6 protein-coding genes are annotated in these 9854 nt (G+C 69.1%); all 6 read right to left on the bottom strand.

Features of this window, described 5'->3' with window-relative positions:
- Window positions 1–7 precede the first annotated feature (7 nt).
- A complete protein-coding gene (locus tag AC3A3G_RS12095) occupies window positions 8–2566 on the bottom strand; it encodes a TonB-dependent receptor (protein ID WP_200168310.1) in 2559 nt (852 codons plus the stop codon).
- 114 nt (window positions 2567–2680) lie between these two features.
- Window positions 2681–3289, bottom strand: a complete 609-nt coding sequence (locus tag AC3A3G_RS12100; protein WP_200168309.1) for a cation efflux transmembrane domain-containing protein — start codon at window positions 3287–3289, stop codon at window positions 2681–2683.
- Window positions 3286–6507, bottom strand: coding sequence for an efflux RND transporter permease subunit (locus AC3A3G_RS12105; RefSeq protein ID WP_487488285.1), 3222 nt, complete (start codon window positions 6505–6507; stop codon window positions 3286–3288). The genes AC3A3G_RS12100 and AC3A3G_RS12105 overlap by 4 nt, the downstream gene beginning before the upstream one ends.
- A gap of 12 nt (window positions 6508–6519) precedes the next feature.
- Window positions 6520–7692, bottom strand: coding sequence for an efflux RND transporter periplasmic adaptor subunit (locus AC3A3G_RS12110; protein WP_487488286.1), 1173 nt, complete (start codon window positions 7690–7692; stop codon window positions 6520–6522).
- Window positions 7692–8945: a TolC family protein gene (locus AC3A3G_RS12115; protein ID WP_200168306.1), complete on the bottom strand. Its 1254-nt coding sequence runs from the start codon at window positions 8943–8945 to the stop codon at window positions 7692–7694. Before AC3A3G_RS12115 ends, AC3A3G_RS12110 begins: the two co-directional genes overlap by 1 nt.
- A gap of 57 nt (window positions 8946–9002) precedes the next feature.
- Window positions 9003–9344: a hypothetical protein gene (locus AC3A3G_RS12120; protein ID WP_200168305.1), complete on the bottom strand. Its 342-nt coding sequence runs from the start codon at window positions 9342–9344 to the stop codon at window positions 9003–9005.
- Window positions 9345–9854 lie beyond the last annotated feature (510 nt).

Genomic DNA, 9854 nt, shown 5'->3' on the forward strand with positions numbered 1-9854 from the left:
CTGTTCCTCAGTAGCGCAGGGTGAAGGCGACGCCGTAGCTGGCGCCCCGTCCGGCGATGAAGGTCGGCAGGCCCAGCGCATCGCCCGTATTGCCCGCGTCCTTGATGTATTCCTCGTCCAGGATGTTGTCGCCGAAGGCCTCGACGCCCCAGTTCCCCGACGACGGCGCGTAGCGCACCCGCAGGTTCAGCAGGCCGTAACCGTCCTGGTATTCGTCCTGCACCGTGTCGGCGACGAAGTTGCCGGTCTGCAGCTCCGGGCGGTCGTTGTCGTCATCGAAGAAGACCTTGGACTGCCAGGTGTAGGTCGGCTGAACCTCGATGGTCCCGGTCTCGACCGGCAGGCGCCAGGTCGCGCCGATGGAGGCCATGTGGTCCGGCGACAGGCGGAAGCGGTTGCCGTCGCGCGCGCCCCCGTCAAAGCGTGAGTGGTTGTAGCCGTAGGTGCCGAACAGATCGAAGGTCGACGTCGCCGCGAAGGCGACCTGGCCCTCAAACCCATAGGCGGCAGCCTTGCCCGCATTGACGGTGACGAAGCGGGTGCCGTCCTGCTCGGTCGTCTGGAAGTTGTCGTAGGCGTAGTGGAACACCGCCCCGTCCAGGCGCAGACGGCGATCCATCAGCGCCGTCTTGTAGCCGACCTCGAAGCTGTCGACGGTCTCGGCGGGGATAACTTCAAAGGTCGGGGCGCCCAGCGGAACGGACGGACCGCGCACTTCCAGCACCTCGGGGCGACGGCCGCGCGCATAGTTGGCGTACAGGCTGGCGTCGTCCGACAGGGCGTAGCGCGCCGTCAGACGCCAGGTGAAGCCGTCGTCCTCGTGATCGGCCTGGATCAGGTCGCCGTTATTGGCGGTCGGCTGGGCGGTCAAGGCGAACAGCGGCAGACCCGAGGCCACGGGCAGACTGGCCGCGCCCGGCGTCGCCAGGCCCGTCAGGATGGCCGTGATTTGCTGTTGCAGCCGCTGGGCGCCGGCCAGATCGCCGGCCTGGGCCAGGCGTTGCGCCTGAGCGCCGAGCGTCTGCACCGCCACCAGGCCGCCGGCGATGGAGCGGCCGTTCAGCACCGCCGCCGAATAGCCCGTCGTCTTGTCGTCGCGCGTCCAGCGCACCCCGCCCGAGAACTCCAGACGGTCGGTCGCCTTGAAGGTCAGGTCGCCGAACAGGTCATAGGAGGTTAGGTCCGCCCGGTTGGTCGCCGTCTCGATATGGGCGGGCTTCAGATTGCCGACGATGCCGGGGATCAGCGGATGCGCCGCGGCGGGCAGCATGGACTGCAGGATGCCGCCCATCAGCAACGGCGTCGGCGCGGCGTAGATCATCTTCAGCCGCTGATCGCCCAGCGGCGTCGCCAGCTGCAGCAGGGCCAGGCGCTCGTCGAACTGGGTCGGCATCCGCTGGAAGCCTTCCTCATTGAAATAGCCGGCGCCGACGAAGCCCGAGAAGCGACCGCCGTTGTCGAAGTTCAGGCGGAATTCCTGGCTCCACTGCTCGCCATAGGCGTGCTCGGCCGCCGTCAGCAGGGGCAGCGACGTGCCGTCCGGATCGAACACCTCGGTCGAGTCGAACTGGCGATAGGCCGTGGTCGAGTTCAGCGTCAGCGACGGCGACAAGTCCCACTTCACCAGGCCCGTCACGCCCCAGACCTCGCGATCCAGCCCAAGGCCGACGCCCCCGTCGAAATCAGCGCCCGGCGTCAGGGCCGCCCCTTCCCACGGCGCGCGCCCGCCCAGGGAGGCGCCCGTCCTCGGGTCGAACGGATCATAGGCGATCGACTTGAACGAGGTGCCGCTGGCCGTATCCGTCTGATAGTTGGCGATCAGATCGGCGCGCAGATTGTCGGTCGGCGCCCAGGCGCCCGACAGGCGCAGGGCCTTGGTCTCGATCGAGTTGTAATCCTCGCCGCCCAGCAGGTTCTCGACCGTACCGCCGCGCGTCTTCATCCGCGCCGCCAGACGCAGGGCCCCGGTCTCGCCGACGGGCGCGTTCACGAAACCCTCGACCGCGCGATAGTCCAGATCGCCCGCCTCGATGCGGGCGCCGGCGTCGAACTGGCCCGGACGGGCGCGGTTCTGCACCAGATTGACCGCGCCGATCAGGGCGCCGCGGCCATAGAGGGTCGACTGCGGCCCCTTGGCCACCTCGACCCGCTCCATGTCGAACAGTTCGACATAGGAGCCGCGCGACTTGGAGATCGACACCCCGTCCTGGAACACCGACACGCGCGGCTCGGCGGTGGCGGCGCCCGAGTCCGAGGTGATGCCGCGCATCACGAAGCCCGGATTGTTCGGCGATTGGTTCTGCACCAGGAAGCCCGGCACGAAGGCCGACAGCTGGTCGAACTCCTGCACGCCCAGGTTTTCCAGGAAGTCGCCGCTATAGGCCGTCAAGGCGAACGGCACCTCGATCGGATCCTGGGCGCGCAGCTGGGCCGTCACCACGATGTCGTCCACGGCGGTCGTCGTCTCGCCCGACGAAACGCTCTGGGCATGGGCGGCGCCCGCCGCCATCAGGCCCGCGACGGCGGCGCCCGCCAGAAATCCACGCTTGAGGCTGATCGGCTTCATGGTCTTACCCCCTGAGAAAGCAGGGCAGACCTAAAGACGCTGAATGTCGCGGGCGCGACGCCGCCGTCACGGCGCAATGAAGCTGCGACGGCGGATGCGCGAAATTCACTCGCCCTACGGCGTATCTTCCAGCGGTTCGGACACGTCCTCGGCGGCGGCGTCACGCAGGATGTCGATCCCGCCCTTCACCGCGATGGCCGCCACGATCAGCCCGACCACCAGGTCCGGCCACGCTTGGTTCAGCACCATGACCAGACCCCCGGCGACCAGGATGCCGCCGTTCGAAGCGAAGTCGTTGAAGCTGAAGGTCTCGGCCGCGCGCATGTTGACGTCGTCGCTGCCCTGACGCCGGATCAGCATCAGGCAGATCAGGTTCACCACCGCCGCGATGACGGCCAGACCCATCATGGTCCAGCCGACCGGCTCGGTCCCGACGATCCAGCGCCGCCCGACGTCCAGAAGGACGCCTGCGGCGAAGATCAACAGCATGATCCCCGACAATCGAGCGGCGCCGCGCTTCCACGCCATCGCCCGTCCGACCGCTAGGAAGCTGATCAGATAGACGATGGCGTCCGAGCCGTTGTCGGCGGCGTTGGCCAGCAGGGCGCTGGACTCGGCGAACAGGCCGCCGAGTCCGAGCATGACGAACAGCAGGGCGTTCAGCACCAGCACGATCAGCAGGGTGCGGCGCTGAAGCCCCTCTCCATGATGCGATCCGCTCATTCTTCCACGCCTTCCGCTTTACGGTGTTTGACGGCCTTGGCCGCGAAGGTCGGCAACACCAGCAGCGTCAGGGCTGTCGCTGTCAGAAGGCCGCCGATGACCACGGTGGCCAAGGGTTTCTGCACCTCGGCCCCGGCCCCGGTGGCGATGGCCATGGGGATGAAGCCGACGATGGCGACCAGGGCCGTGGTCAGCACCGCCCTCAGACGGCTGAAGGCGCCGAGCAGGGCCGCGTCACGCGGCGTCTGGCCCGCCTGCAAGCGCTCGCGGATGGCCTGCATCAGCACCAGGCCGTTCAGCGTCGCCACGCCCGACACGGCGATGAAGCCGACCGCCGCCGAGACCGAGAAGGGCATCCCCCTCAGCAACAGCGACAGCGCCCCGCCGACCAGGGCCAGCGGCACGCAGGCGAACACCAGCCCCGCCTCCGCGAAGGAGCCCAGCGCCATGAACAGCAGGATGCCGATCAGGACGAAGACCACGGGGATGACCAGGCCCAGCCGCTGCTCGGCCTGCTTCAGGTTCTCGAACTGTCCGCCCCATTTGAGCGAATAGCCTGCGGGCAGGCTGACCTGCTGATCGACCTGCTTCTGGGCGTCGGCGACGAAGCCGCCCAGATCGCGGCCGCGCACATTGGCCTGAACCACCATGCGGCGGCTGCCGTCGTTGCGGCTGATCTGGTTCTGGCCCTCCTTCACCTGAATGCGGGCGACCGAGGACAGGGGGATGGTCACGCCGCTCGCCGTGGTGACGGGCAGGGCGTTCAGGGCGGCGGGATCGTTACGCTCCGCGTCCGACAGGCGGACCACCACGTCGAAGCGGCGGTCGCCCTCGAAGATCTGACCCGCCTCGGCGCCGCCGATGGCGGCCGAGACGGCTTCGGACACGTCGGCCGCCGACAGGCCGTAGTTGGCGGCGGCGAAGCGGTCGACGCTGACCGTCAGGGTCGGCAGGCCGGACGCCTGTTCTACCCGCACGTCGGCCGAGCCGGGCGTGTCGCGCAGGGCGTTGGCCACCTGATCCGCCGTCGCCTGGAGCTTGGCGAAGTCGTCGCCATAGACCATGACCGCCAGATCGGTGCGGACCCCCGAGATCAGTTCGTTGAAGCGCAGTTCGATCGGCTGGCTGAACTCGAAGGCGTTGCCCAACTGGGTCGAAGCGGCCTTCTCGATACGGGCGATCAGCTCTTCCTTCGGCAGGCGCGGATCGGGCCATTCCTTGCGTTTTTTCAGCACGATGACGGCGTCTGAGATGTTCGGCGGCATGGGGTCCACCGCCGCCTCGGCCGTGCCGGTGCGCGAAAAGACGGTCTTCACCTCAGGCTGGGCCTTAATGGCCCGCTCCAGCGCCATCTGCATGGCGAGGGACTGCTCCAGCGAGGCCGAGGGCACGCGCAGCGCCTGCATGGCGATGTCGCCTTCGTCCAGCGTCGGGATGAACTCGCGCCCCAGCAGGGTGAAGGCCAGGGCGCCGACCAGCAGGGCCCCGAACGCCGAGGCCAGCACCGTCTTGGGATGCGCAACGGCGGCGCGGATGGCCGGTTCGATCCAATGGCGCGCGTGGCGCAGCAGGAAGGTCTCGTGCTCCTCCGCCTCGCCGTTCTCATCGACGTGGACGGTCTTGGGCTCCTTGACCAGCAGGGCCGTCATGGCCGGGACGAAGGTGAAGGAGAAGATGAAGGCGCCGACCAGGGCCAGCATAACCGTGGCGCCCATGGGGATGAAGGTCTTGCCCTCGACCCCTTCCAGCATCAGCAGGGGGGTGAAGACCAGCAGGATGATCAGCTGGCCGAAGGCGGCGGGCTTGACCATCTGACGCGCGGCGTCGGCGGCGACGCCCAGCCGCTCGTGGCGGGTCAGGGCGCGGCCCAGATCGGCGCGCTTCTGGCCCAGCCGCAGCAGGGTGTTCTCGACCACCACCACGGCGCCGTCGACCAGAAGACCGAAGTCCAGGGCGCCGAGGCTCATCAGGTTTCCGCTGATGCCGAAGCGGTTCATGCCGATGACCGCGAACAGGAAGCTGATCGGGATCATCAGGGCCGTGATCGTCGCCGCGCGGATGTTCCCCAGCAGCAAGAACAGCACGACGATGACCAGCAGCGCCCCCTCGGTCAGGTTCTTGGCCACCGTCTTGATGGTGGAGTTGACCAGGGCGCTGCGGTTCAGCACCGGCTCGGCCACGATGTCGGGCGGCAGGCTGGCGCTGATCTGCTCCAGCCGTTCGGCGGAAGCCTGGGCCACGGTGCGGCTGTTCTCGCCCGCCAGCATCAGGGCGGTGCCGATGACCGCCTCATGGCCGTCGCGGCTGGCCCCGCCCAGACGCGGCGCCTGGCCGATCTCGACCGTCGCCACATCAACGACCCGCACGACCAGACCGTTGCGGTTGACCACAGGCGCCTGGGCCAGATCCTCGACCGTCTGGGCCAGGGCGTCGGTGCGCACGGTCAGGGCCTCGCCCGCGCGCTGGATATAGCCCGCGCCGGCTTGGGTGTTGGCGCGGTCCAGCGCCTGGACCAGATCATTCAGGCTGAGGCCGTAACTCGCCAGTCGCGCCGGATCGGGGCGAACGGCGTATTCCTTCACATAGCCGCCGTTGACGTCGACGCCCGCCAGACCGGGGGCGGTCCGCATCCGGGGCGCGATGATCCAGTCCTGAACGGTGCGCAGATAGGTGGCGCGCGCCTGGGGCGTGTCCAGCCGCTCGCCCTCGGGCGTCAGATAGGCGCCGTCGGGTTGCCAGCCGGGTCGGCCTGCGCGCGCTGTCTTGGCGTCGAAAGGCTTGAGATCGACCGTCCACATCAGGACTTCGCCCAGGCCGGTGGTGATGGGCGACAGGGCCGGTTCGACGCCCTCTGGCAGGTTCTCGCGCGCCTGGGCCATCCGCTCGGCCACCTGCTGGCGGGCGAAGTAGATGTCGGTGGCGTCGCTGAAGATGACCGTCACCTGGCTGAAACCGTTGCGGGTCAGGGAGCGGGTGCTTTGGATGCCCGGAATGCCCGCCATCGCCGTTTCCAGCGGGTAGGTGACCTGACGCTCCATCTGTTCGGGGGCCAGGGCCGGGGCCACGGTGTTGATCTGCACCTGGCGGTTGGTGATGTCCGGCACGGCGTCGATCGGCAGCTTGGTCAGCTGGAACAGGCCCCAGGCCGCGACCAGGGTCGTGGCCAGAACGATGAACCAGCGGAAGCGGACGGACGCCTCGATGATCGCTTTGAACATGATCGCCCTCCCTTAGTGGCCGTGCTCGGCTTCGCCCTTGGCCAGTTCGGCCTTGAGCAGGAAGGCGTTGGCCGCCGCGACTTTTTCGCTCCCGGTCAGGCCGCGCAGGATCTCGGTGGAGCCTCCGGCCTGACGACCCGCCAGCACGGGCTGGGCGCGGAAGCCGCCGTCCGCCTGGACGAAGACCACCGTGGCGCCGTCGACCGTCTGCACCGCCTCGGACGGCACGGTCAGGGCGCTGCCGGACTGGCCCTCGGTGACGACCGCGCCGGTGACGGGCGATCCGGCGGGCGGCAGGCGGCCGCCCTCGGGCCGGGCGCGGATCACGGTCGCGCCGCTGTCCTGCAATCCGGCGTCGGCGGCGACGCCCGTGACCAGGGCGTTGAACTCGCCCTGCGGACCGGTGACGCGAACGTGGGAGCCGAGGCGCACCTGGGCCGCCAGCTGCGGCGGGGCGTTGAAGACCAGCTCGACCCGCGCCGGATTGGTCACCTCGGCCACGACCGCGCCCTGGGCGACGAAGCCGCCGGGGCCGACCTGGACGTTGGTCACGACACCCGAGATGGGGCTGACGACGCTCATTCGGCCCGAGGCGTTGGGCGAGCCCGCCGCCGCCGCCCGCGCCCGCGCGGCGCGGGCCAGAGCCTCGGCGCTGGCGGCTTGAGCCTGCGAGGCTTCGACTTCCTGACGCGCGACGACGCCTTGGTCGGCCAGGTTGCGGTTGCGCTGATGCGCCTGACGCGCGGCGGTCGCGGCGGCCGAGGCCGCGTCGATCTCGGCGCGCAGGGCGGCGCCGTCGCCGCTGATGAGGCTGACCAGGGGCTGGCCCGCGCGTACCGCCTGACCCGGCGCCACCAGCACCCGCTCGACCGTGCCGCCGACCACGGCGCCGACAGCGGCGCGCGCGTCGACCATGGCCTCGACCCGGCCGGACAGGCGCGTCTCGCCGCCCCCGCCGCGCGAGACGGCGACGACCGAGATGCCCGCCGCCTGAAGCTGTTCGGCGGTCAGTTCGACCACGCCCTCGGGCGCTTCGGCGGCTTCGCCTTCCGCCTCGGTCTCCGCCTTCTCGGCGACGGGCGGATCGGATCGGCTAAGCGTCAGGGCCAGCATCCCGCCGCCGAGCAGGACGACGGCGGCGGCGCCCGCGATCAGGACTTTCTTGTTCGATGACGGCTTACGCATCAGCGGCTTCCTTCAAAGGGGGCGCGGCCTTCCAGGCGCGCCAGATCGATTTCGGCGCGGACGCGCGCCATGCGGGCGTCGACGGCGGCGGATCGGGCGTTGATCAGGGCCGCGCGTCCGGTGCGCAGCTCCAGTTGCGAGATGCGCCCGGCCTCGGCGCCGATGCGCGACAGGCGATAGGCCTCCTCGGCCGAGGTCACGCCCGCATCGGCGGCCGACACCCGGCTGGCCGAAGACGCCAGACGCGCTCCGGCGGCGGCTCGGTCGGCTCCGGCGTCCTGACGCGCCTGCATGACGCGCGCCTCGGCGGCCCGGTGCTCGGCGCGCGCGGCGTCGATGTTTCCCCGGTTCCGGTCGAACAGCGGCAAGGGCAGGCTGAGGCCGAAGGTCATGGCCGTCTGATCGTTCTCGCCGAAGCGGGTCACGCCGACGCTGGCGGTGACGTCAGGGCGGCCGTTAATGCGCTCGACATCGATGCGGCGCTCGGCCGCCGTGGCCTCGGCCTCGGCCACCCGCACCGTCGGCGCGTCACGTTCGGACCGCGCGGACGGCATTGTCGGCGCATCCAGCAGCCCGGCCTCGATCGAGGTGGCCGGCGTCGGCAGCATGGCGACGGCGCTCAGGCGGGCGAAGGCGGCGTCGCGCTCGGCCTTGGCTTCATCGAGGCTCGCGCGGGCGGCGGCGGCCTCGCTTTCGGCCTGGATGCCGCGCAGCAGGGGTTCGCGCCCTTCCTCGACCAGAGCCAGGGCCGCGCGGGCGTCGGCCACGGCCAGGGTCAGCGCTTCCTCGGCCAGGGCGGCGCGGCGCTGCGCCGCCTCGGCCTCGGCGTAGATCAGGGCCAATCGCCCGGCCGTGTCGACCACGGTCAGGTCGCGGCGCAACGCCGCCGCACCGGCATCGGCGCGGGCGGCGTTCACCCTTGCGGGGCGGCGGCCCCACAGCTCCAGATTCTGGCTGAACGCCAGGCTGAGATCGCCCGCGCTGAGACCGGAATAAGGACCGGACCCGATCACGTTCTCGAGGTCGATGGACAGGTTGGGATTGGGCCGGACGCGGGCCTGACGGACTCGCGCCTCGGCGGCGTCGCTCAGGGCGTCCGCTTCGACGGCGGCCGGCGTCTGGCCGAGTTGCTTCAGCAGAACGGCGTAGGAGGGCGCCGGATCAGCCCAGACGGGGCCGGCGAGGAGGGCCGCAAGCGCGGCCAGCGCCCAACCGGCCGCAGAGCGCGGCGGCAGGCGAAATGGGGGATGCATGGTTTACTTTCCCAGAAAATCTGACACGAGACGCGCGACAGGGCGCGCGGAATCCCGTCAGGTTCTGGGCGGTCGCTTCAGGCCATCGAGCGAGACGGACGCCAACGTCTGGTCAGGCTCGAGCAAACGACGCAGACCGCCGAAATCGGCCGCCGTCTCGACAGAAACGTCCGTCGGCGCCTTCACGCCATGATGGCAATGGCCGTGACTGCAGGCTCCGTGCGCAGCGCCAGCGTCGTCCTGATGCGTATCGCCCGTATCCACAACCGCGACGACATGAGACGGATCAAACTCGACTGCGCACGTCGCCGCATCCGCCACCGGCGCCAAGACGCACAGGGACAGGAGCATCGCGACGAACGCGAGAAACCATCGAGATCGGGCGAACCGACGAGCCATTCAGCCCATCTAGCATCCGCCAACCCAATTACAACGTTACGGAGTAACAATACATCAAAAATCACCAAAACGATAAGTTATAACACGCCAGCAAACACATGTTCTCGAAATCAACAAGTATCTGAAATCCAATTCATGCCGCCAACTCTCATTCAAGTACGCCGGAAGCAAAAACATGCGCAGCGCTCGACTTCCCAAAAGAAAATGCGCCCAAACCAGACAGCCTGTCATTGCCCCGGGCGTTGATCCCGCCGAACCGCACAAGGTCGCCCGGCTGCGCACGACGACATCATCTTCGAGCTAAGATCGTTACGGCCCCGCCAAACAAGGCGGTCCGCGTTACGCCTTCATGTCGGCACGAGGGTGACGTGACGCCCGCGCGTAACCTTCACACGCGCGACGAGGCCAATGACGCAATTCGCATGAAACCCTCTGACGTGCCCCCCTCTGGTCCCTTGATCATTGTGAGAGCCCAGGGGGTTGATAGCCGATCTGCGTCGCCGGCGGGAG

The organism is Brevundimonas sp. Soil_N_31, assembly GCF_057655995.1.